Annotated in this window: 29 protein-coding genes and 1 tRNA gene; 12 read left to right on the top strand and 18 right to left on the bottom strand. The window is 70.3% G+C overall.

Annotated features, from left to right (window positions below; translation table 11 throughout):
- Window positions 1–145: 145 nt before the first annotated feature.
- The 5 genes from KPL59_RS17180 to KPL59_RS17160 all read right to left on the bottom strand — a co-directional run bounded on the left by KPL59_RS17180 (window position 146) and on the right by KPL59_RS17160 (window position 4323).
- A complete protein-coding gene (locus tag KPL59_RS17180) occupies window positions 146–1051 on the bottom strand; it encodes a glycosyltransferase family 2 protein (RefSeq protein WP_226352658.1) in 906 nt (301 codons plus the stop codon).
- Window positions 1048–1800 (bottom strand): ABC transporter ATP-binding protein, encoded by a 753-nt coding sequence (locus tag KPL59_RS17175; RefSeq protein ID WP_020627924.1) that lies wholly within the window; start codon window positions 1798–1800, stop codon window positions 1048–1050. The genes KPL59_RS17180 and KPL59_RS17175 overlap by 4 nt, the downstream gene beginning before the upstream one ends.
- A gap of 6 nt (window positions 1801–1806) precedes the next feature.
- A complete protein-coding gene (locus KPL59_RS17170) occupies window positions 1807–2676 on the bottom strand; it encodes an ABC transporter permease (protein ID WP_020627925.1) in 870 nt (289 codons plus the stop codon).
- 87 nt (window positions 2677–2763) lie between these two features.
- Window positions 2764–3321, bottom strand: a complete 558-nt coding sequence (locus tag KPL59_RS17165) for a bacterial proteasome activator family protein (RefSeq protein ID WP_051050488.1) — start codon at window positions 3319–3321, stop codon at window positions 2764–2766.
- Window positions 3322–3336: 15 nt separating this feature from the next.
- Entirely contained in the window at window positions 3337–4323 is a 987-nt protein-coding gene (locus KPL59_RS17160; RefSeq protein ID WP_075309115.1) for an NAD(P)H-quinone oxidoreductase, read from the bottom strand.
- 54 nt (window positions 4324–4377) lie between these two features.
- Here KPL59_RS17160 and KPL59_RS17155 point away from each other — a divergent pair, with 54 nt between their 5' ends.
- Window positions 4378–5064, top strand: a complete 687-nt coding sequence (locus KPL59_RS17155; RefSeq protein ID WP_226361386.1) for a GNAT family N-acetyltransferase — start codon at window positions 4378–4380, stop codon at window positions 5062–5064.
- Window positions 5065–5074: 10 nt separating this feature from the next.
- Here KPL59_RS17155 and KPL59_RS17150 read toward each other — a convergent pair whose 3' ends face one another.
- Window positions 5075–5692, bottom strand: coding sequence for a VC0807 family protein (locus KPL59_RS17150; protein ID WP_226361385.1), 618 nt, complete (start codon window positions 5690–5692; stop codon window positions 5075–5077).
- Complete coding sequence (locus KPL59_RS17145) at window positions 5689–6543, bottom strand: alpha/beta fold hydrolase (RefSeq protein ID WP_226352661.1); 855 nt, start codon at window positions 6541–6543, stop codon at window positions 5689–5691. The genes KPL59_RS17150 and KPL59_RS17145 overlap by 4 nt, the downstream gene beginning before the upstream one ends.
- A gap of 83 nt (window positions 6544–6626) precedes the next feature.
- On the opposite strand from KPL59_RS17145, the gene KPL59_RS17140 reads away from it, so the two are divergent.
- A complete protein-coding gene (locus tag KPL59_RS17140; protein ID WP_226352662.1) occupies window positions 6627–7217 on the top strand; it encodes a TetR/AcrR family transcriptional regulator in 591 nt (196 codons plus the stop codon).
- Here the strand turns inward: KPL59_RS17140 and KPL59_RS17135 are convergent.
- Both KPL59_RS17135 and KPL59_RS17130 read right to left on the bottom strand, forming a co-directional pair.
- A complete protein-coding gene (locus KPL59_RS17135) occupies window positions 7214–8149 on the bottom strand; it encodes a neutral zinc metallopeptidase (protein WP_226352663.1) in 936 nt (311 codons plus the stop codon). The two genes, KPL59_RS17140 and KPL59_RS17135, sit on opposite strands and share 4 nt — an antisense overlap.
- 79 nt (window positions 8150–8228) lie before the next feature.
- Window positions 8229–9098 (bottom strand): AraC family transcriptional regulator, encoded by an 870-nt coding sequence (locus KPL59_RS17130; protein WP_226352664.1) that lies wholly within the window; start codon window positions 9096–9098, stop codon window positions 8229–8231.
- A gap of 80 nt (window positions 9099–9178) precedes the next feature.
- On the opposite strand from KPL59_RS17130, the gene KPL59_RS17125 reads away from it, so the two are divergent.
- Together KPL59_RS17125 and KPL59_RS17120 are read left to right on the top strand one after the other, a co-directional pair.
- Window positions 9179–9880 (top strand): class I SAM-dependent methyltransferase, encoded by a 702-nt coding sequence (locus tag KPL59_RS17125; protein WP_226352665.1) that lies wholly within the window; start codon window positions 9179–9181, stop codon window positions 9878–9880.
- A gap of 23 nt (window positions 9881–9903) precedes the next feature.
- A tRNA-Ser gene (locus KPL59_RS17120) sits at window positions 9904–9989 on the top strand.
- Window positions 9990–10012: 23 nt separating this feature from the next.
- Here KPL59_RS17120 and KPL59_RS17115 read toward each other — a convergent pair.
- Together KPL59_RS17115 and KPL59_RS17110 are read right to left on the bottom strand one after the other, a co-directional pair.
- The gene (locus KPL59_RS17115) at window positions 10013–10276 is read right to left on the bottom strand and encodes a tyrosine-type recombinase/integrase (protein ID WP_226361384.1); all 264 of its coding nucleotides are present in this window, start codon (window positions 10274–10276) and stop codon (window positions 10013–10015) included.
- Between the two features lie 117 nt (window positions 10277–10393).
- Entirely contained in the window at window positions 10394–11158 is a 765-nt protein-coding gene (locus KPL59_RS17110; RefSeq protein ID WP_226359656.1) for a transposase, read from the bottom strand.
- A gap of 317 nt (window positions 11159–11475) precedes the next feature.
- On the opposite strand from KPL59_RS17110, the gene KPL59_RS17105 reads away from it, so the two are divergent.
- The 4 genes from KPL59_RS17105 to KPL59_RS17090 all read left to right on the top strand — a co-directional run bounded on the left by KPL59_RS17105 (window position 11476) and on the right by KPL59_RS17090 (window position 13578).
- Window positions 11476–11643, top strand: coding sequence for a hypothetical protein (locus KPL59_RS17105; RefSeq protein WP_226361383.1), 168 nt, complete (start codon window positions 11476–11478; stop codon window positions 11641–11643).
- Between the two features lie 221 nt (window positions 11644–11864).
- On the top strand, window positions 11865–12656 hold the full coding sequence (locus tag KPL59_RS17100; RefSeq protein WP_374111634.1) for an alpha/beta fold hydrolase: 792 nt from the start codon (window positions 11865–11867) through the stop codon (window positions 12654–12656).
- A 107-nt stretch (window positions 12657–12763) separates the two neighbouring features.
- Window positions 12764–13144, top strand: a complete 381-nt coding sequence (locus tag KPL59_RS17095) for a hypothetical protein (RefSeq protein ID WP_226351551.1) — start codon at window positions 12764–12766, stop codon at window positions 13142–13144.
- Window positions 13141–13578, top strand: a complete 438-nt coding sequence (locus tag KPL59_RS17090; RefSeq protein WP_308187904.1) for a MarR family winged helix-turn-helix transcriptional regulator — start codon at window positions 13141–13143, stop codon at window positions 13576–13578. The genes KPL59_RS17095 and KPL59_RS17090 overlap by 4 nt, the downstream gene beginning before the upstream one ends.
- A gap of 146 nt (window positions 13579–13724) precedes the next feature.
- Here the strand turns inward: KPL59_RS17090 and KPL59_RS17085 are convergent, their stop codons facing one another.
- On the bottom strand, window positions 13725–14156 hold the full coding sequence (locus tag KPL59_RS17085) for a GNAT family N-acetyltransferase (RefSeq protein WP_226351553.1): 432 nt from the start codon (window positions 14154–14156) through the stop codon (window positions 13725–13727).
- 242 nt (window positions 14157–14398) lie between these two features.
- Between KPL59_RS17085 and KPL59_RS17080 the strand changes: the two genes are divergently transcribed.
- A complete protein-coding gene (locus KPL59_RS17080; protein ID WP_226359944.1) occupies window positions 14399–15163 on the top strand; it encodes a transposase in 765 nt (254 codons plus the stop codon).
- Window positions 15164–15346: 183 nt separating this feature from the next.
- On the opposite strand, the gene KPL59_RS17075 is transcribed toward KPL59_RS17080, so the two are convergent.
- From KPL59_RS17075 to KPL59_RS17060, 4 genes are read right to left on the bottom strand one after another with little or no spacing between them, the layout of a single operon-like run.
- On the bottom strand, window positions 15347–15733 hold the full coding sequence (locus KPL59_RS17075; RefSeq protein ID WP_226361381.1) for a hypothetical protein: 387 nt from the start codon (window positions 15731–15733) through the stop codon (window positions 15347–15349).
- Between the two features lie 35 nt (window positions 15734–15768).
- Window positions 15769–15963, bottom strand: coding sequence for a hypothetical protein (locus KPL59_RS17070; protein ID WP_226361380.1), 195 nt, complete (start codon window positions 15961–15963; stop codon window positions 15769–15771).
- A gap of 9 nt (window positions 15964–15972) precedes the next feature.
- The gene (locus KPL59_RS17065) at window positions 15973–16395 is read right to left on the bottom strand and encodes a DUF6194 family protein (protein WP_226361379.1); all 423 of its coding nucleotides are present in this window, start codon (window positions 16393–16395) and stop codon (window positions 15973–15975) included.
- Window positions 16396–16448: 53 nt separating this feature from the next.
- Entirely contained in the window at window positions 16449–16907 is a 459-nt protein-coding gene (locus tag KPL59_RS17060) for an SRPBCC family protein (RefSeq protein WP_226361378.1), read from the bottom strand.
- A gap of 36 nt (window positions 16908–16943) precedes the next feature.
- On the opposite strand from KPL59_RS17060, the gene KPL59_RS17055 reads away from it, so the two are divergent.
- Window positions 16944–17474 (top strand): DinB family protein, encoded by a 531-nt coding sequence (locus KPL59_RS17055; RefSeq protein ID WP_226351558.1) that lies wholly within the window; start codon window positions 16944–16946, stop codon window positions 17472–17474.
- 79 nt (window positions 17475–17553) lie between these two features.
- On the opposite strand, the gene KPL59_RS17050 is transcribed toward KPL59_RS17055, so the two are convergent.
- Window positions 17554–17988, bottom strand: coding sequence for a hypothetical protein (locus KPL59_RS17050; protein WP_226351559.1), 435 nt, complete (start codon window positions 17986–17988; stop codon window positions 17554–17556).
- Window positions 17989–18018: 30 nt separating this feature from the next.
- Between KPL59_RS17050 and KPL59_RS17045 the strand changes: the two genes are divergently transcribed.
- Window positions 18019–18372, top strand: a complete 354-nt coding sequence (locus KPL59_RS17045; RefSeq protein ID WP_226351560.1) for a hypothetical protein — start codon at window positions 18019–18021, stop codon at window positions 18370–18372.
- Between the two features lie 83 nt (window positions 18373–18455).
- Window positions 18456–18869 (top strand): YccF domain-containing protein, encoded by a 414-nt coding sequence (locus tag KPL59_RS17040; protein ID WP_226351561.1) that lies wholly within the window; start codon window positions 18456–18458, stop codon window positions 18867–18869.
- Here KPL59_RS17040 and KPL59_RS17035 read toward each other — a convergent pair.
- Entirely contained in the window at window positions 18866–20131 is a 1266-nt protein-coding gene (locus KPL59_RS17035; RefSeq protein WP_226361377.1) for a M18 family aminopeptidase, read from the bottom strand. The genes KPL59_RS17040 and KPL59_RS17035 overlap by 4 nt on opposite strands.
- Window positions 20132–20139: the final 8 nt, after the last annotated feature.

Raw genomic sequence — 20139 nt, 5'->3', positions numbered from 1 at the left:
ACACTGACCGACCACGGCCGCCCCACCGCCCCCAACCAGCGCCCTGTGGACAACTCCACCGGGTGTGGACACCGCATCCACACCCACTGCGGGGCATCCACACCTGTTGCAACGGGTGTGGACGACGGTCAAGGGGTGTGGATGATCAGGGGGCGCGGTGGAACTGTTCCCGGCGACCCTGGCGGAGCAGGGTGAGCCAGTCGCGGAAGGCGCCCGGGTCGCGCTTGGTCACCAGGAAGTACCAGGCGAACCTCGGCAGCTCCAGGAGGCCGATCCTGCGCATCCCCGGCTGGGACATCAGGTAGCCGCGGTTGCGGTAGGTGTAGTAGCGCTTGACCTCGTCGCCCGGGTCCTGGGCGTGCAGCCGCCCGCCGAGCATCGGCTTGAACTCGTCGGAGCCGTAGGGGTGCAGGTAGGTGGCCTGCAACGCGGTGCCGAACGGCAGCCCGGACCGGACCATCCGCCGGTGCATCTCCACCTCGTCGCCGCGGACGAACAGGCGCAGGTCCGGGACCCCGACGACTTCGAGGGTCGAGGCCCGGAACAGGGCGCCGTTGAAGAAGCTGGCGATGCCGGGCAGCAGGTCGTCGGGGCCCAGCGCCGAGCGGGACCGGTGCCAGGTGACGCCGCGGCGCAGCGGGAAGGCGAGGCGGTCCGGGTCGGCCTTGTCGGCGACCACCGGGGACACCGCGGCGAGCTGGTGCCGCTGCGCGACCTCGAGCAGCGTGGCGAGCGTGGACTCGTCGGCGGCGTGGCCGTCGTCGTCGGCCAGGAAGATCCACTCGGCGCCCATCGCGAGGGCGTGCAGCATCCCCAGGGCGAAGCCGCCGGCACCGCCGAGGTTGGACCACGACGGCAGCCAGGTCGTCGGCAGTGGGCACGCCTCGACGGCGTCGCGGGCGGGCCGGTCCGGCCCGTTGTCGACGACGATCAAGTGGGCCAGCGGATGGGTCTGCTTCGCCATCGCCGCGAGCGAGTCGACGAGCAGCTCGGCGCGGTGCCGCGTCACGATGACGCCGACGACCGAGCCGGGCGGGAGCGGTACGGTCACGACGGGGTCCGCCCCTTGTAGTGGTCGAGGACCTCGTGCAGCGGGCCGTACTCCTTGATCGTCCCGTGCTCCATCCACAGCGCGGTGTCGCACAGGTCGGCGAGGAACTCGTCGGAGTGCGAGGCGAAGACCAGGATCCCGGAGCGGTCGACGAGCTCGTGCAGCCGGTCGCGGGCCTTGTTCAGGAACTCCGCGTCGACGGCGCCGATGCCCTCGTCGAGGAGCAGGATCTCGGGGTCGATCGAGGTGACGACGCCGAGCGCGAGCCGCACCCGCATGCCCGTCGAGTACGCCCGCAGCGGCATCTCCAGGTAGTCGCCGAGCTCGGTGAAGGCGGCGATGTCGTCGATCCGCGCCTCCATCTGCTTGCGTGTCATGCCCAGGAACAGGCCGCGGATCAGGATGTTCTCGTAGCCGGAGATCTCCGGGTCCATCCCGACGGCGAGGTCGAACACGGGCGCGACCTTGCCGCGGACCATCGAGCGGCCACGGGTGGGCTCGTAGATGCCGGCCATCAGTCGCAGCAGCGTGGACTTGCCGGCGCCGTTGTGCCCGACGAGTGCGACGCGCGCGCCCTTGTCCAGGCTGACGGTGATGTCGCGCAGCGCCTCGATGATCGGCACCTTGGCGTCGGTGCCGATCCGGCCGCCCGCCCTGCCGAGGACGGCCTTCTTCAGCGAGCGCGTCTTGGCGTCGAAGATCGGGAAGTCGACGGCGGCGCGGTCGATCCGGATGCGGGGTTCAGTCACAGCGGCTCACACCCAGTACGCGACGCGGGAGCGGTAGTTGCGCAGGCAGATCAGTGCCGCGGCCCAGCCGACCAGCGTGATCACGCCGGTGACCAGCCAGTACCGGCCGACGATCTCCTGGCCGAGCAGTGGCTGACGCACGATCTCGACGAAGTGGAAGACCGGGTTCAGCTCGACCAGCTGCGCGCGCTCGCGGGCCACGTCGTTCTTGCTGAGCGTGTCGACCGACCAGACGATCGGGGTCAGGTAGAAGATCAGCTGGGTCACGCTGGCGATGATCGGCGGGATGTCCCGGAAGCGGGTCGCGAGGATCCCGGACAGGATCGCGACCCACGCGCCGTTGACGGCCAGCAGCGCGAAGGCCGGGACGGCCAGCAGCGTCGACAGCCCCAGCGGATGCGGGAACACGATCATCAGCACGACCCAGACGACCAGGTTGTGCAGGAAGAACAGCGTCTGCCGCCACACGAGCCGGTAGATGTGCAGACTCAGCGGGGCGGGCAGGAACTTGATCAGGCCCTCGTTGGCGATGAAGACCTCGCTGCCCTCGAGGATGCAGCCGGACACGAAGTTCCAGATCAGCAGCCCGACGGCGACGTGCGGCAGGAACGTCGCCAGCGACATCCCGAACAGCGCCGAGTAGAGAATGCCCAGGCCGAGGGCGATGACGCCCATGCTGATCGAGATCCACAGCGGCCCCAGGACGGAGCGGCGGTAGCGCTGCTTGATGTCCTGCCAGCCGAGGTAGCCCCACAACGGCCGTTGCCGCCAGCCCTGGGCGAGGTCCGCGAACGCCCGGCGCCAGCTGCGCGGGCTCGACACCTCGGACGGGTCGACGACGTCGCCCGGCTCGTTGTCGGTCACGGTCACGGCCACCCGGTGAGGGTACTCAGACGCCGTCCGCGGTCCCGGCAGGGGAGCCCCCCGCCGGGACACCGCGAAACCGCAGGTCGTCGGCGTGGGTCAGAGGTACTGCCCGGTCCCGCGACCCATGCCCTCCGGTACGCCGCCCTGCTCGGGGGCCCCGCCGCCCATCCCCGGCGGCAGCCCGCGGCGCATCTGCTCCAACTGGGCGCGGGCGGCCATCTGCTGGGCGAACAGCGCGGTCTGGATGCCGTGGAACAGGCCCTCCAGCCAGCCGACCAGCTGGGCCTGGGCGATCCGCAGCTCGCCCTCCGACGGGGTCGTGTCCGCCGTGAACGGCAGGCTGAGCCGGTGCAGCTCCTCGCGCAGCTCCGGCGCGAGACCCTCCTCGAGCTCCTTGACGGAGTTCTCGTGGATCTCCTTGAGCCGCTCGCGGGACGCCTCGTCCAGCGGTGCCGCCTTCACCTCCTCCAGCAACTGCTTGATCATCGTGCCGATCCGCATGACCTTCGCGGGCTGCTCGACCAGGCCGGCCGGGCTCTGCGTGGACCCGTCGTCGTCCTGCGGGACCGACGCCATGCCCACCGGCCGCCCGTCGGCGCCGACCACCACGACCCGGTCTCCGGACGTCTCCTGCTCGTCGCTCATGTGCCCCATTCTGGACCCGCCCGCTCAGGAGTTCACGAGGAGGAGCTTGCCGGTGACCCCACCGGCGGCGAGCCTGCGGTGGGCGTCGGCGGCGTCGGACATCGCGAAGCGCTCGAAGACGACCGGCTTCACCCGGCCATCGGCGAACAGCGGCCACACGTTCTCCCGGACCCCGTCGACGATCTCGGCCTTCGAGTGCGGCCCCTCGACCGGGCGGCCGCGCAGGCCCATCGCCGAGACGTGGCCGCGCTTGGCCAGCAGGGCGCCGATGTTGAGCTCGGCCTTCACCCCGCCCTGCATCCCGATGATCATCAGTCGACCGTCGCGGGCCAGCGCCGACAGGTTGTTCGCCAGGCCCTTGGCGCCCATGTTGTCGAGGATGACGTCGGCGCCGTGGCCGTCGGTGGCCTTCTTCAGCTCCTCGGCGATGTCGTCGTGGTAGTCGATGACGATGTCGGCGCCCAGGTCACGGCAGAACTGCATCCGGTCGGCGTGGCCCGCGGTGGCCGCGACGCGTGCGCCGAACGCCTTCGCGACCTGGATCGCGTGCGTGCCGATGCCCGACGAGCCGCCCTGGACCAGGAACGTCTCGCCCTCGGCGAGCCGGCCCTCCAGGAACACGTTCGACCAGACGGTGCAGGCGACCTCGGGCAGGCCGCCCGCCTCCTCCAGCGACACGCCCCCGGGGACGGGCAGCAGCTGCGGGGCCGGGACGGCGACCTTCGTCGCGTAGCCGCCGCCGGCGAGCAGGGCGCAGACCTCGTCGCCGACCGACCAGCCGGTCACGCCCTCGCCGAGCGCGGCGATCCGGCCCGCGCACTCCAGCCCGAGGATCTCCGACGCGCCGGGCGGGACCGGGTAGTTCCCCTGGACCTGCAGGAGGTCGGCCCGGTTGACGGCCGAGGAGACGACGTCGAGCACGACCTCACCCGGCCCTGGCTCGGGGTCGGGCACCTCGGCCCACGTCATCTGCTCGGGTCCGCCGTACTCGGTCAAGGTGATCGCCCACATGGGAGCCGACCGTATTCCGTGGCGCGCATCCCGGCGATCCGGCACGGTCGACCGATGGACGTGCTCCCCGCGCCGATCGACCCGGTGCCCGACCCGTGGCCGCTGGCCGGGCTGACCCTGCGGACCCCGCGCCTGGAGCTGCGCATCGAGGACGACGCGTCGCTCCGCGAGCTGGTGGAGGCCGTGCACGGCAGCGGGATCCACCCGTCGTCGGAGATGCCGTTCCGCACGCCGTGGACCCGGGCGGACCCGCGGTACCTGGGGCGCGGCATGGCGCAGTACTACTGGGGGAACCGGGCGAGGGCGTCACCGGAGTGGTGGACGCTGACGTTCGTCGTGCGGGCGCAGGGCCGGGTCGTCGGCATGCAGGACGTGGTGGGGGACCGGTTCGGCGTGCGCCGCGAGGTCTCGACCGGCTCGTACCTGGTGCGCCGCGCTCAGGGCCGCGGCCACGGCGCCGAGATGCGGGCCGCGGTACTGGCGTTCGCCTTCGACCACCTCGGCGCGCTGGTGGCGCGCTCGGAGTACCTGGCGGGGAACGCGCGGTCCGCGGCGGTGTCGGCCCGGCTCGGCTACCGCGACGACGGCACCGCCACGATCGTCCACGACGACGAGCGCGTCACCGAGTACCGGGTGCGCCTCGACCGGGAGGCGTTCGTGCGGCCCGGGTGGGAGCTCGTCGTCGAGGGCTACACCGCGGACCTGGCGGAGTTCCTCGCCGCGGCGCCGCCGGTCGGCTGATGAGCCGCGGTCAGCTGAAGATCAGCGCGCGGTGCCGGGGCAGTCGCAGCCACACCTGCCCGGCGACGAGCAGCACCGCCAGCACGGCGAACCACTGCACGCCCTGCACCGCGGGCACCACGTCGACCGGCAGTGTGTAGGCGAACGTCACCCGCAGGGCGGCGTCGAGGAACAGGCCCGCCGCCCAGCCCGCCGTCAGCCACCGCCAGATCGAGCGGAACCGGGCGGAGGAGGCCCAGCGACGGTCCCACTCGTCGGGGCTGTGGCCGGACTCGGCGAGGGTGAGCCTGCCGATCACGAACATCACCGGGCGCGACGAGAAGACGCTCGCGAGCAGTACGACGCCCAGCGCCGCGGTGACCACGGCCTCGCGGGCGAGCAGGACGCGGTCGTCGCCGCCGAGCAGTGCGGTCGCCGCGCTCGCCACGCACAGGACGAGCACGAGCACCGCGAACCACTCGACGCGCCGGTGCCGCAGGAGCACCCACAGCGCCCGCGCCGCCGGGACCGCGGACCCGGGGAGCAGCGCCGGCCCGGCCGCGACGCCGACCGCCCGCAGGACGTAGAACAGCACCAGCGGCGCGACGATGTCGCCGAGCACGGTGACCGCGAGCTCCCGGCGCTTCACGACGCCGTCACCAGCGACGACAGCCGCTCGGCGACCCGCTCCGGGAACTCCCCGGGCAGCGCGTGCGTGGCGTCCGGCCACACCTCGACGGTGCCGCGTGGCAGCAGCGCGGCCCGATCCCGCGCCCGGCCGGCGTCGAGCATCGTGCTGCGCCCGCCGAGCAGCACCAGGGTGCGGACGCCGACCGCGGCCACGTCGCGGGCCGTGGGCAGCGGTGGCAGCGGGATCGCGGAGGCGTAGCCGGACAGGCCCGCCTCGATGAGCCGGGCGACCGGGTCGTCGACGACGTCGGCGCCGCCTCCCAGGTGGGTGACGAACCGCCGGCGCAGCCACGACGGGGCGCCGGGCTGCGCTCCGATCGAGGCGGCCACCGTGCCGGCCGGGATGCCCGTGAAGGTGCGGGCCGGGTCGAGCAGGCCGAGCGTCCGGATCCCGGCCGGGGCGCGGCGGGCGACCTCGAACGCCAGGCGCCCGCCCATCGAGGTCCCGACGAGGTGGCACGGCCCGAGTGTGTCGAGGACGTCGCGGAGCCAGCGGACCTGGTCGGCGACCGACCGGAGCGGCACGTCCTGGGTGCTCGCGCCGGGACCGCCGAGCGGGTCGACGAGGTGCACGGTCGCCCGGCGCCGCAGCGCGGGCACGTTCGGCGCCAAGCTCACTCCGGGCGACCCCGCCCCGGGCAGCAGGACGAACGGGTCCCCGGGAGGTCCGTCGCAGGTCAGAACGCGGACGACGCCGTGCGTGGTGGGGATGTCGCGGCTGCTCGTCGGCCCCAGCCCGGCGGCCACGTCGTCGTACAGCGCGCGGAACCGGTCCCGGGCCGCGGCGCTGGTGAAGTGTCCGGTGCGCATCGTCCCCCCGTTTCACGATACGATCGGACTGTAAAAGCCGGCAGGGGCTTTTCGCAAGCCGATCGGATCGGAACGAGGTGGAGATGCCGAAGGTGGTCGACCACGGGCAGCGCCGCGGGGAGATCGCGGAGGCGCTCTGGCGGATCGCTGCGGCCGAGGGGCTGGAGGCGGTCAGCCTGGCCCGGGTGGCGCAGGAGGCAGGGGTCTCGAAGGGGCGGGTCCAGCACTACTTCGCCTCGCGTGACGAGCTGCTGGACTTCGCCGCGCAGCACCTGCGGCTGCGGGTCGACGAGCGGGTGCGCGCGCGGATGGCGGCGGCCGCGCCGTCGTCGCCGCTGGGGGAGGTTCGCGCCCTGCTGGTCGCACTGCTCCCGCTCGACGACTACGCCCGCACCGACGCCCGGGTCGGCTCCGCCTTCCTCATCCGTGCACTCGGCGACGACCGGCTGCGCGAGACCTACCGGACGGGCAACCGCCTGATCCGTGCGGCCGTCGCCGACCGGCTCGCAGCGGCCCGCGACGCCGGCGAGCTCGCCGCGCTCGACCCGGACCGGGAGGCGACCGTGCTCCTGGCACTGGCCGGTGGCATCGCCGAGTCCGTCCTGCTCGGCGATGCCGACGAGGCCGGCGCGCTCGCCGTGCTGGATCACCAGCTCGGGCGGCTACGGCGCTAGTCGAGGCTGCGTGCGGCGAAGGTGTCGCAGGAGTCGGGGTTGCCGCTCTGCAGGCCGGTGGTGAACCACTTCTCGCGCTGCGCGGAGCTGCCGTGCGAGAACTGCGACTCGTCGACCCGGCCGCCACCCAGGTTGGACTGGATGTAGTCGTCGCCGATCCGGGACGCGGTGTCGAGGGCGGCGTCGATGTCGGACTGGTCCAGCTGGGTGATCAGGGGCTTCCCGGACGGGCCGGGCGTCGTCGTCGCGTGGTTGGCCCAGATGCCCGCGTAGCAGTCGGCCTGCAGCTCCAGACGCACCGAGCCGGAGGTCGGGCCGGTGTCGTTGCCCGCGCGGCGGTTGGTGCCGGTGAGGTTCTGGATGTGGTGGCCGTACTCGTGGGCGATCACGTAGGCCTGCGAGAACGGTCCGCCCTTCGCGCCGAAGCGGGTCTGCAGCTCCTGGAAGAATGTGAGGTCGATGTAGATCTCGGAGTCGGCGGGGCAGTAGAACGGCCCGCTGTCCGACGTCGCCGACCCGCAGCCGTTGGTGCTGACCCCGCCGGAGAAGAAGTTCGTGCGCGGCGGGGTGAAACCGGAGGAGAACTGGGTGGCCCAGTAGTCGTCGAGGGAGTTGACGACGGCGACGACACGGCAGTCCGTCGAGGTGTTCGCCGACTCGCCGGTGGCGCAGTTCTGCTGCAGCGACGAGTTGTCCGCCGTCTGGCCTGCGCCGACCTGGTCGAGCCCGGGGTAGCCGTCACCCGCGCCCATCCCGGACATGTCGACACCCGCGAAGTTCGACAGCAGCAGGTACAGGATGACGCCGACGAGGCCCAGGCCGCCGCCCGCGCCTGCCACCCGGCCGCCGACCCCGCCGCCCCGGCCACCGCCGGAGCCTCGCAGGTCGTCCACGCCGGACGTGTCGAGCTGGGCGTTCTCGTCGAACCGCACGTCGTCCTCCCGAGATGAGACCGTGGAATCCCACCACACCGCGCCGGACCGCACCGGCGCGGACGTCCCCCGCCGCCCGTCAGGGTGTCCCGGGTCCGGCCCGCCACGTCGCGGCCGCGACGCCGTGCGCGGCACGGAAGCGGCGGGCGAAGTAGCCGGGGTCGGGGTAGCCGACCCGGGCGCCCACCTCGGCGACCGGGAGGTCGGTGGAGGCGAGGAGCCGCCGCGCCTCCCGCATCCGGCGCTCGGTGATCCACTGCTGCACGGTCCGCCCGGTCCTGCGCCCGACGACGGTGGTCAGGTGCCCGGGGGTCAGTCCGACGGCGGCGGCGACCTCGCGCAGCGACAGCTGCTGGGCGAACCGCTCCTCGACGACGGCGAACACCGCCGCGAGCAGCGGGTCGCCGGACTCGGCGGGCACGTCGTCGACGAGCCGACCCAGGGCCACCAGCAGCAGGGTGAGGTGCGCGCGAGCAGCCTCGGCGTGACCGTCGCGGCGGCGGGTCAGCTCGTCGTCGAGGTCGGCGAAGCGGGCCCGCCAGGTCGCCCGCTCCTCGGGCGGGACCCGGATCCGCTGCCCGCCACCGCGGTGGCGTCCGACGAACGGCGCGAGCAGCGGATGGTCCTGCCAGGACGCGGGCGCGACCGCCTCGGCCGGGAAGATCACCGACCACAGCTCGCCGGGTGGTTCCGCGCTCTCCCGGGCGTGGTCGACCACCGCGCCGGGGGCGATCACGAACGCGTCGCCCTCGCCGAGCTCCCAGGCGCGCCCGTCGACTCGGTACGTGCAGGTGCCGCGGACGACGTGGACGAGCAGCAGGAAGTCGTGCGCGTGCGGCCCCCGTACCCGGGGCAGCGACGCTCCCGGCCCGTCGACGTGCTGGGCCGCGATCGGCACCGGGGAGTGTGCGAAGCCGACCAGCGGAACGCCCGAACTTCGTCCCACCACGGCCACAGATAGTGCCTTGTAGGCAGTTCGCAGGCCAGGAAGGGTCGGTGACGTACACGAAGTTCGTCCGAGGGGAACCGATGACCACGCACGCCCACACACCCGCGCTCGTCAGCTCGCGGCTGCTCCCCGGCTACGACACCGTGGCCCGGCTCAGTGGCGCCGTCCCGATGTACTGGCGGCTGCTGGCGCAGGCGGGCATCGGCCCGCGGGACCGCGTGCTGGAGATCGGCTGCGGGACCGGGAACGTCCTGCTGCGCGCCACTGAGGCCGTTCCGACGGCCACCGTGCACGGCGTCGACCCCGACCCGGAGGCGATCGCGATGGCCCGCCGCAAGGCGGCAGACGCCGGCGTCGAGCTGCAGCTGCAGATCGGTGTGGCCGAGGACCTGCCCCTCGCCGACGGCAGCGTCGACCGGGTCCTCTCCTCGCTGATGCTGCACCACATCGCCGCCGACGCCCGGGTCGCGGCGCTGCGGGAGGCGCACCGCGTCCTGGCGCCGGGCGGGAGCCTGCACCTGGTCGACCTCGATCACGACCCGCGCACCGCCGGACGGATGCGCGTCGTGAACAGGGTGCTGTCGCTGCTGGCACGCTTCGACCCGGCCCACCGCCGGTCCCGCCACGGCGGGCACGGCCACGGTCACGGTCACGGCGGCCACGGTCACGGGGCGCAGCCGGTGCCGGAGCTGCTCGCGGCCGCCGGTTTCACCGATGCGGTGGTGGTCGGGCACGGGGCGACGAGGATGGGGCCGGTCACCTACTACCGCGCGGAGCGCTGAGCGGTCCCGTTACCCTCCCGATCGGAAGCGTGGCAGAGCGGCCGAATGCACCCGCCTTGAAAGCGGGCGTCCGAAAGGACCGGGGGTTCGAATCCCCCCGCTTCCGCCACAGGTCAGACCCATGATCGACGATCACGACCGGTCCTCCTGCCCCTCGTTGACAGCAACCGGTGACAGCAACGCGCCGGTGACAGCGGTGCTCAGCTGGGTCAGAGCGGCGGCCTTCTCGTCGAGGTTGCCGTGCGCGTAGACGGTCATCGTGACCTTGACGTCGCTGTGCCCGACGATCTCCCGGACCACGTGCGGCGGGACGCCGAGCGCGAGCAACAGCGACACCGCGGTGTGCCGCAGATCGTGGAACCGCATTTGCTCGAGACCGAGGGCCGTGCGGATCACGTGCCACTGCGCGACCGGACGTGCGCGTCGCTGTTGGCTTCAAGGATCCGCGAGGAAAACAGTTGTCCTCTGGATCCTCGCCTGATAGGTGGTGCAAGGAGGCTTATTCAGGCTCCGTCAGGTAAGTGTGTAGAAGATGAGTCCGATGACTGCCGAGATTGTCGTTTTAAATGTGGCGTAGGGCCGCCGGTAGTCTGTGTGGAGAACTTTCCACGTTTTGATATGGGCGATGACTCGTTCGATGGTGGCGCGTGTGTGGTTGAGGCTCTTGTTGAATGTTTTTTGCCAGTTGAGAAGTTCCCGGCCGGGTGGTTTTTTGAACGGGGTGAGCATGCCGCGCCCGATGTATCCTTTATCGCCGATCGGGGGGTATGTGGCGAGGTGGTCGAGGGCGCCGGATTGGTCGAGGCAATATAGGTCGTGTCGGGAGCCTGGGGTCGGGTCGGAGATCCACGACAGCTGCCCTTCCAGGGTGGCTGCGACCTGGACGACGACGCCGGTGGTGCGATGCTTGCCCGACCACAGACCCGGCACCGCGGCCCATGACCAGCAGGGCAGCAAGGTTCCATCGATGATGTACTGCCGATCGGCACGAAGCTCCTCTGCCGTCGGAACGACACTCCGCAGCGCCTGTGCCAGCAACGGTGTCACCCCCGTGATCGCTCGACTAACCGTCGACTGCGACACCCCATAGGTTTCCGCCAACTCCCACTGCACACGATTCCCGCGCAGATACGCCAACGTGATCACCACCGACCAGAACAACCCCAGAACCGGCGGCCAAGACAAACGTGCCTCCGTCGCGTCCCGCTGATCCTGCTCATACACTATAGCGACAAGATCCTGAATTTCATCACGCCGGAAACCAGTGGTATAGTACATACTGCGGCAGCCCGTTCATCTCGGATTGATTCGGCAAACCAATATTCGCGATGGACGGGCTGTCGCCCAACCCGACACGCCGGGCTAGATCGTTATTTCACGGGGCCTGAATAAGCCTCAAGATCGTGCATCATTCCACGATGACGTCCCTCGCTGCCGCAGTATCGGCCGCTGGCTTGGCTGCAAGTATCCTGCAGATCGTCAGCGGACTCGTAATGTTGACGCTGGGCCTCGTCCTTCGCAGGCAGGAGCGCCGATCGAATACCGCGGTCCTTCCGCGGGGCACGACGAGATGGTGGCCAGCGTTCGGAGTAGGCGTGGTCCTGATCGGTGTGTCGAAGTTCGCCGGTGCGTACGAGATCTGGATCCTGCTGGTGGGCGTGATGGCCGGGTTCGTCGCCGTCGCAGGAATGGTGACTGCACTCGTGCGGCGCCGCCGGGACAACCGATCTGACCGACCCGATACCGGTCCGTCCGCCCGGTGAGGCCATTCTTCACGTCGTCACATCGGCCCTGACCGGCCGGAGGTTCCCGCCTCCGGCCCAGTGGCGACCTACGGCGGCACCGAGCCGCGCGGTGAAGTATCGGCAACGATGAACGGATGAGGTACGGGACGCCGGGGAGCTTCTTTCGGGACTTCACCGACGAGCGGATTACGGTCGGCGACGTCGCCCTGAGAGTGCGCTACGGCGGAGACGGTCCTGCCGTGTTGCTGCTGCACGGCCATCCCCGTACTGCGGCGACCTGGCACCGCGTCGCCCCGCTGCTGGTCGATGCCGGATACACCGTGATCTGCCCTGACCTACGCGGCTACGGCGCGTCGTCCAAGCCACCCACAACCCATGACCATGCGCCGTACTCCAAGCGAGCAATGGCAGCCGACATGAGCCGGCTGCTCGGACGGCTCGGACACAAGGATGCCGCCGTCGTCGGCCACGACCGAGGCTCGTACGTGGCGTTCCGCATGGCGATGGACACCCCACACCTCGTGTCCCGGCTCGCCGTTCTCGACAGCGTTCCGATCGGCGAGGCACTGGCCCGCTGCAACGCGCGATTCGCGGCGGAGTGGTGGCACTGGTTCTTCTTCGCTCAGCCCGAGGTCCCCGAGCGTGTGATCCTCGCTGACCCCGACGCCTGGTACCGCGGCAGCATCGACCAGATGGGCCCTGAGGCCTACGCGGAGTTCCACCGGGCCATCCACGACCCCGCGACGGTCGGAGCCATGGTGGAGGACTACCGGGCCGGTCTCGGTGTCGACCGCGCACACGACGACGCCGATCAGGCAGCGGGACGCCGGCTCACCTGCCCCACGCTCGTGTTGTGGTCCAGCCGCGACGACATGGAGAAGCTCTACGGAGATCCCCTCACGGTGTGGCGAACGTGGGCGAACGATCTGTCCGGTGGCGTGATCGATTCTGGACACCACATGGCGGAAGAAGCACCGGAGCAGCTCGCCGAGGCGCTGCGCGGCTTCCTCGGGCCTCTCGTCGACGCGTGACGCAGCGAGACGGCAGGCGGTCCTGACCACAGCCATGACCGCAACCCACACGTGAGCTCGTCGTAGCCGCCTGGCCGAATATATGCGAAACGCATAGAGTACGGTGCGTGGAGCCAAGCCTCGAAGCAGCCGTGAACGAGTGGCATGCCAGCGTCAACGCCGGCGACCTGCAGCGATCCGCGCGAGCCGTAGGAGATCCGGTCGTCGTCATGGGCCCGAAGGGTGCGGGTCCGATCACGCCTGAGCAGTTCGCCGAGTGGGTGGGGCGGTCAGGGATCACGCTGGTCCCTCGGTCCTGGCACCCGGTCAGCGAGCAGCTGATGGTGGTCGAGGAGGACGCCACCTGGCCCGACAGCGAGGAGGTCAGGCGGGTGGCGACGGTCTTCCGCGTGTCCGACGGAAAGGTCACCGCTGCGCTCAGGTTGCCGGATCTCGAGGGCGCCCGGGAGCTGGCCTGCAACGACCGCGAGATGGCAGCGACCGAGTGACGAGCCAGGGGCCGGGGCAGGTCCTGTTTCACTTCGTCCGGCACTGGGCCCGTCGGTCCTTCCCGGCCGACGCAGGTGGGGAGCAGGGACGGTTGGTGCTGGTCTGCGAAGCAGTCCATGCACTCCGTCAGCGAGGCCTTCCCGCAACCGTGAACGACGTTGCACGTGAGATCGGGCTCGACCAAAGTGGTGCATCACGGTTGATCGGGAGCGCGGCGAAGGCCGGGTACCTGACCATGGTCGTCGCGCCGGGCGACGCTCGACGACGCGAAGCATCGGTCACCTCGGCGGGGCGCTCGATGGTGGACGACGCGCATCGTTGGCAGGAGGAGACCTTCGTTCGGCTGACACCCGGATGGAGCGACACGAAGCGCCACGAGTTCCAGCAGGCCATGGTCGAGCTGATGGACAGCTCCTACGCGATGGAGGCATGAGGGAGGACAGTTCCGACTGGAGAGTGCCTGACCCCACCGCCGTCCTGGTTGTGTCAGGCAACCTACTCCGGTGTCAGGAACGGTCGTCCGAGCTTCCTCCACCGGGCACGGCCCCTGTGCGGTGACCGAACGCCTCCGGAACGGCTCTATACCGTGCGCCGGGATCCGAACTCGAAAAGACTGCCGCCGTCGAGCCGCATGACCTCGATCTCGTCGAGTCCCCGGGCATTCAGACGTTCGTAGAAGCGGATCGCGCTGACGTTCGTGCGGAGTACCCACCACTCCAGGCGTCCGCAGCCACGCTCGGTCGCGAGATCGGCGAGGTGTCCGAGGAGGGCCTCGCCGATCCCCCGGCCGCGGAAAGCCCCATCGACATACAGGTCCTCGAGATGGATACCGGGCCGCCCGAGAATCGTGCTGTACGTCGGATAGAATATCGCGAACCCGACGAGTTGATCGCCCAATGCTACCACGACCGACTCCGCAAGAGGGGATGGGCCGAACAGTGCAGCAGCCAGGTCGGCGGGTTTCGCGATCACGTCCCCCGGAAACGACTCCTCGTCGGCCAGCTCGACCACGAATCGATGCAACGTCTCGATGTCGTCGGGTTTCGCAGGCCGTAGGAGCAAGTCGGACGTGGACGGACGGCCACCCATCACGACAGTGCTTCCCCGTGCGCCCGCGTTGTTCTCAGATACATCGAGGCTTATTCAGGCCCCGTGAAATAACGATCTAGCCCGGCGTGTCGGGTTGGGCGACAGCCCGTCCATCGCGAATATTGGTTTGCCGAATCAATCCGAGATGAACGGGCTGCCGCAGTATGTACTATACCACTGGTTTCCGGCGTGATGAAATTCAGGATCTTGTCGCTATAGTGTATGAGCAGGATCAGCGGGACGCGACGGAGGCACGTTTGTCTTGGCCGCCGGTTCTGGGGTTGTTCTGGTCGGTGGTGATCACGTTGGCGTATCTGCGCGGGAATCGTGTGCAGTGGGAGTTGGCGGAAACCTATGGGGTGTCGCAGTCGACGGTTAGTCGAGCGATCACGGGGGTGACACCGTTGCTGGCACAGGCGCTGCGGAGTGTCGTTCCGACGGCAGAGGAGCTTCGTGCCGATCGGCAGTACATCATCGATGGAACCTTGCTGCCCTGCTGGTCATGGGCCGCGGTGCCGGGTCTGTGGTCGGGCAAGCATCGCACCACCGGCGTCGTCGTCCAGGTCGCAGCCACCCTGGAAGGGCAGCTGTCGTGGATCTCCGACCCGACCCCAGGCTCCCGACACGACCTATATTGCCTCGACCAATCCGGCGCCCTCGACCACCTCGCCACATACCCCCCGATCGGCGATAAAGGATACATCGGGCGCGGCATGCTCACCCCGTTCAAAAAACCACCCGGCCGGGAACTTCTCGACTGGCAAAAAACATTCAACAAGAGCCTCAACCACACACGCGCCACCATCGAACGAGTCATCGCCCATATCAAAACGTGGAAAGTTCTCCACACAGACTACCGGCGGCCCTACGCCACATTTAAAACGACAATCTCGGCAGTCATCGGACTCATCTTCTACACACTTACCTGACGGAGCCTGAATAAGCCTCATCGTGGACACGAGCCATCCGATCGCCGCGCCGCCCACGACGGCGACGGGAGACCATTCGAGTATCCCGCCGAGCACCTCGTCACCGAAGAGGAGGCTTATTCAGGGCCGCCTGGCGGGCTACCTCGCTGCGGTCCCGACCTGGAGAAACACCGCACTTCATGATCACCCTGAATAAGCCTCCAGGTACGAGACGTTCGACCAGTAGTACGGATCGGTATGACTGGTGAAATGCATCTCGGGCCTGCTGGCACGACCGATGACGACGAGATTGAACCCGAGGTAGGCGTAGTACGCCACGATGGCGGCGAGCCACACCGCGATGCCCGCCGCGACGGCCCGGCTCGTCCTGCGGGTAACCGCCGACTCGTTCAGAACGACCGGCAGCAGCGGTACGAGCCACACTCCGAGCCCGAGGAAGAAGACGCCCAGACCGGTCCACCGTTGGATGAAGGTGTGGAAGTAGAAGTCGACGACACCGAAACACAGGCCAACGAGCAGGTAGTAGAGCCACCGTCTGCGCTCGACGACGCGGTGTGGTCTGGGGTCCACGGTTCTCCCTTCGTCGGATCCGCCGCAGGTCATCGCTACCAGCCCCGCCGCTCCAGCACGAAGGTCAGCAGCGCCGTCCCGTCGTCGAGCAGGGTCACGGTGTGCGAGGCCATCAGCCATTCCTGCCCGAACGAGTCCAGCGGGCTCCCCAGCTCCACCTCGGTGGCCTTCCCGGGGGACAACGCCAGATCGTCCTGGGCGACGCGCATCGTGATCAGCCGACGTTTCACCAGGGCAGCCTAGGAATGTCGCCGGGCCGCATTGGCGTGTTTCCGGACGGCGAAGTCGTGCGCCACGTCGAGCAGCTCCCGCACCAGCGGCCAGGTCGTCTCCGGCTCCACCACCGCCACCCAGTGGTAGGCGGCGTAGACCGGGTGCGGGAACAGCACGTCGCGGGACGTCGGGTCGGTGCCCGGATCGGTTGGGAACAGCTCTCGGTATCGGGCGGTCGGCAGCCCGATGTTGAGCCGGAACGCGCCGGGTTGGTCGAGGTTGGAGGCGGTGTCGTTCACGTCGGACCGCACGACAGTCGCCCAGCCCTGGCGGGGGCGTTGCTCGTAGTCGTGATCCGGGTCGTGGATCGCGAACGCGTCCCCGTTCCCCTCCACGATCCGGGTGCCGGGGAACCCGGCGAGTACGGCGATGACCTGCTCGGCGTCCATGCCGCCAGACGAGCACCTTTCCATGATCGTTCGTCCGGCGACAGTGTCTCGGATCACTCTTTCTCGGCGACGGCGGCGAGCAGGTCCAGTGACGCCCGCAGCTGGTCTGTGGTGGTGGCGCGGGCGCGCTTCTGGCGGAACGCGTCGTCCGGGTCGAGTTCGGTCCAGTCGTAGGTGCAGGTCACGCGGGTCGTGCCGTCGCCGACGGGCTCCAGCTCCCAGCGCCACAGGTGCCCGGGCGGCGGCTTCCCCGGCTCCGACGGCAGCCACGCGACGAGCCGTCCCTCGACGAACTCCACGATCCGGTTCTCCCGCACCGCGCCCTGGGTGAGCAGCATGGAGAAGACGTCGCCGACGGCGCGGACCCGCTGCCCGTCCGCTGCCTCGGCGAGGTTGTCGTTGCCGTCCCAGGACGGCTGACGGGCGGGGTCGGCGATGAGCTCGAAGATCGTCGCAGGGTCGGCGGCGACGGTCCGGCTGCTGCGCACCACGGTGGGCGGGATGTCGGTCACGACCGCAGTGGACCATCGCCCGGCCGGGATCGGAAGATGTCGGACCCCGCTGTCACGATCGCGGACATGACCGACCGCGCCCATCCCCCGATGCAGGCCGACGCCCTCACCACGCTCACGGCCTGGCTCGACTTCTACCGCGCCACCCTGATCGGCAAGGTCGAGGGACTGACCGGCGAGCAGGTGCGGGAGGCGTCGGTGCCGCCGTCGTCGCTCACGCTGCTGGGGCTGGTCCGGCACCTGGCGTCCGTCGAGCGGAACTGGTTCCGCCAGGTCCTGGGCGGTGAGGACGTGCCGTCGTTGTACCCGCGGCAGTCCGGAACGGGCCATGACGGCGGCTTCGAGCTCGGGAGCGCGGACCTCACAGAGGCCCGCGCGGCCTGGGAGGCAGAGGTCGCCCGGGCCCGCCGGGTCGTCGAGGAGGCCGGGCCGGACGGCACCGGGTCCCTCGGTGGGAACGCGGTGTCGGTGGTGTGGATCCTGACCCACGTGATCGCCGAGTACGCGCGCCACGTCGGGCACGCCGACCTGCTGCGGGAACGGATCGACGGCAGCACCGGCGTGTGAGGCCGCGTTCCGCGGAACGCGGGTCGTCGTAGGGCGGGGCCGTCGGACGGTGGAGTTCACCGTCCGACGGTGGCGATCGTCAGCAGAAGCCGCGGAACACCCGGTCGGGCTGCAGCTGCGCGTGGTCGGCGAAGTCGGCGAACTCCATGTTCGCGGTCGACACGTTGTTCTCCATCGACCACAGATCGGCGGCGGCGATCCGGAGTGTTCGGCCGGGATCCTGGCGCAGGTCGGCCGCGACGATCGGGAAGCCGTCGTCGTGCAGGGTCCGCTCGTCGACGACGAACAGCAGCGGATGGTGGGCGGCGAGCCCGTCGTCGAGGGCGAACACGACGACGCGGTCGGCGGTCCAGCCGCCGAAGAGGTCCTCGGTGACGACGTCGAACGCGGCGAGGAGGGTCTCCTCGTCCGGATCCCGGGGCGCGATGATCCCGAGCAGCTCGTTCCAGGGGCCCTCACCCGAGTCGGTGCAGGTCCGCACCAGGGGCGGGAGGAACGTCACGGGGAACTCCACCCCGCCATCCTCCCGTGGTCGGATCGGGACATGAGCACCGCACCCAGCGTCGACGGCCGCCGGTTCGCCGGCGTCAGCAACTCCGGCGACGGCGAGGTCGGCCGGGCCACCGTGTTCGACTACCACGAGTCCGACGGCCTGGTGTGGGCCGAGTACTCCGGTGGCGACGTCCGGCTCGGCCGCCTGGCCGGCACCCGCGAGGGCGACCGGCTGAGCTTCCGCTACGTGCACGTGTCCGTCGACGGCGCGTCCAGCTCGGGGCGGTGCGAGGCCCGCCTCGAGGTCCTCGACGACGGCCGGCTCCGCTCGCACGAGACCTGGGCCTGGGAGTCCCGGCCGGGCACGGGGGAGAGCGTCGTCGAGGAGGTCACGGGTCGGACGTGAGGAATGCCGCCCCACCGGAAACCGGGGTCGGCCTCCGGAACATCCCGGAGGGGGGAACCGGACACCTCGGGCATGCTGGACCCATGCTCCGCCTCATCCTGAACGTGGTCTGGCTGGTCCTCTCCGGCTTCTGGCTGTTCCTCGCCTACACGGCCGCCGGGATCATCGCCTGTCTGCTGATCGTGACGATCCCGTTCGGCATCGCCTCGTTCCGGATCGGGCTCTACGCGCTGTGGCCGTTCGGCCGTGAGGCCGTGCGCGACCCGCGGGCCGGTGCGGCGTCGGCGATCGGGAACGTCCTGTGGATCCTGCTGTTCGGCTGGTGGCTGGTGATCGGCCACGTCGTGACCGCGATCGCGCTGGCCGTCACGATCATCGGCCTGCCGATGGCCTGGGCGAACCTGAAGCTGATCCCGGTGTCGCTGCTGCCGCTCGGGTCGCGGATCATCGACACCGACGTCTACGTGCCCGGCTCCCGGGTCGCCGCGCAGGTCTAGCCGGCGTCGGTCAGGAACTCCACACCGGCCCGGGCCAGCAGGCCGGGGTCGTGCACCCCGCACAGCTCGCGCGCGGAGTGCATCGACAGCACCGGGATGCCGACGTCGACCGTCCGGATGCCCAGCCGGGTCGCCATGATCGGCCCGACGGTCGACCCGCACGGCACCGTGTTCTTGGAGACGAACACCTGGCTCGGCACGTCCGCGGCGCGGCAGGCCCGCTTCCAGGCGGCCGCGCCCGGCGCGTCGGTGGCGTAGCGCTGCACCGCGTTCACCTTCAGCGACGGCCCCCGGTTCGGCACCGACAGGTGGTCCGGGTCGTGCTTGTCCAGGTGGTTGGGGTGCGCGGCGTGCGTGACGTCCACCGACAGGCAGCGCGACCGCGAGAACACCGCGTGCCGCTCGTCGAAACCCCCGGCCAGCCGGGTCAGCACCGTCTCCAGCAGCGGCCCGGCGGCGCCGGTCGCACTGGCCGAGCCGATCTCCTCGTGGTCGAACCCGACGAACACCGGGACGGTGCCCGGGTCCCGCTCGACCGCGGTGAGCAGCGCGCTGATCCCGGCGTGCACCGAGGCCCGGTTGTCCAGCCGCGGGGCGGCGAGCAGCTCGTCGTCGCGGCCCAGGGTGGCGGGCGGGGTGAGGTCGTAGGTGAACAGGTCGTGCGCCGCGACGTCCTCCGGGTCCTCGCCGACCCGCACGGCGAGGAACTCGACCAGGTCGCCGCCGTCCGGGTCGCCGAGACCCCAGATAGGGAGCAGGTGCCGCTGCGGGTCCAGGGTCAGGCCCTGGTTCACGCCGCGGTCGAGGTGGATCGCCAGCTGCGGGATGCGCAGCAGCGGCCGGTCCACCCGGACCGGGACGACGCGGCCGTCGTAGAGCGCGAGGCGCCCGGCGAGGCCGAGGTCGCGGTCGAGCCAGGAGTTCCACAGCGCGCCGCCGTAGACCTCGACCCCGACCTGGCGCCACCCGGCGACGCCGACGTCGGGGTTCGGCTTGACCTTGAACCCGGGCGAGTCGGTGTGCGCGGCGAAGATCCGCAGTGGGGCGCCCGGCCCGGACGTGGGCTGCCACCAGGCCAGGATCGTGCCGTCGCGCACCAGGTAGCGCCCGCCCGGCCCGTCGGCCCACGGCTCGTCCTCGCGCTGCTCGGCGAAGCCCGCGGCGGACAACCGGCGGACGGCCTCGGCCACCGCGTGGTACGGCGACGGGCTCGCGGTGAGGAACGAGGCGAGGTCACGTGCAGCGTCGGTCACGTGAGGCATCCTGGCAG

Source organism: Pseudonocardia sp. ICBG1142 (assembly GCF_020496255.1).
GTDB lineage: Bacteria > Actinomycetota > Actinomycetes > Mycobacteriales > Pseudonocardiaceae > Pseudonocardia.
This window is presented reverse-complemented; position numbering and strand designations above follow the sequence as displayed.

Excerpts from the sequence above, each read along its gene's own strand:
- KPL59_RS17165 (WP_051050488.1), bottom strand. The coding sequence starts at position 3,321 with ATGGGGCACATGAGCGACGAGCAGGAGACGTCCGGAGACCGGGTCGTG.
- KPL59_RS17160 (WP_075309115.1), bottom strand. The coding sequence starts at position 4,323 with ATGTGGGCGATCACCTTGACCGAGTACGGCGGACCCGAGCAGATGACG.
- KPL59_RS17155 (WP_226361386.1), top strand. The coding sequence starts at position 4,378 with ATGGACGTGCTCCCCGCGCCGATCGACCCGGTGCCCGACCCGTGGCCG.
- KPL59_RS17145 (WP_226352661.1), bottom strand. The coding sequence starts at position 6,543 with ATGCGCACCGGACACTTCACCAGCGCCGCGGCCCGGGACCGGTTCCGC.
- KPL59_RS17140 (WP_226352662.1), top strand. The coding sequence starts at position 6,627 with ATGCCGAAGGTGGTCGACCACGGGCAGCGCCGCGGGGAGATCGCGGAG.
- KPL59_RS17125 (WP_226352665.1), top strand. The coding sequence starts at position 9,179 with ATGACCACGCACGCCCACACACCCGCGCTCGTCAGCTCGCGGCTGCTC.
- KPL59_RS17110 (WP_226359656.1), bottom strand. The coding sequence starts at position 11,158 with ATGTACTATACCACTGGTTTCCGGCGTGATGAAATTCAGGATCTTGTC.
- KPL59_RS17080 (WP_226359944.1), top strand. The coding sequence starts at position 14,399 with ATGTACTATACCACTGGTTTCCGGCGTGATGAAATTCAGGATCTTGTC.
- KPL59_RS17065 (WP_226361379.1), bottom strand. The coding sequence starts at position 16,395 with ATGGACGCCGAGCAGGTCATCGCCGTACTCGCCGGGTTCCCCGGCACC.
- KPL59_RS17055 (WP_226351558.1), top strand. The coding sequence starts at position 16,944 with ATGTCGGACCCCGCTGTCACGATCGCGGACATGACCGACCGCGCCCAT.
- KPL59_RS17045 (WP_226351560.1), top strand. The coding sequence starts at position 18,019 with ATGAGCACCGCACCCAGCGTCGACGGCCGCCGGTTCGCCGGCGTCAGC.
- KPL59_RS17040 (WP_226351561.1), top strand. The coding sequence starts at position 18,456 with ATGCTCCGCCTCATCCTGAACGTGGTCTGGCTGGTCCTCTCCGGCTTC.
- KPL59_RS17035 (WP_226361377.1), bottom strand. The coding sequence starts at position 20,131 with ATGCCTCACGTGACCGACGCTGCACGTGACCTCGCCTCGTTCCTCACC.